Below are 254 nucleotides of genomic sequence, written 5' to 3' on the forward strand. Positions count from 1 at the left end.
AGGTTAAACGCCAGCCACAGCGCGGTGCCAGAGGCGGCCAGGGCGATCGCCACCGACAGCGCTACCCAGCCCCATTTCCAGACGATACCGGGGGAGAACATCAGCGCCGCCATGCCGGTGTAGTGCATCGCGACTACGCCGCTGCCGAGGATCAGCGCGCCGCCTGCCAGGCGCGGCAAAGGCAGATCGCCATTGCAGACCAGCCACAGCGCAAATATCGACGCACAAACCGCGATAGCCGCAGAAAAGGCGGT

General features: G+C 65.4%; 1 protein-coding gene. It reads right to left on the reverse strand.

Annotation, left to right across the window (positions count from 1 at the left end):
* On the reverse strand, positions 1-254 hold a 254-nt coding region (locus SB756_RS32630), incomplete at both ends, for an MHYT domain-containing protein (RefSeq protein WP_410913585.1).

The sequence above is a fragment of the Pseudomonas sp. SIMBA_068 genome (assembly GCF_046534705.1).
Taxonomy (GTDB): domain Bacteria; phylum Pseudomonadota; class Gammaproteobacteria; order Pseudomonadales; family Pseudomonadaceae; genus Aquipseudomonas; species Aquipseudomonas putida.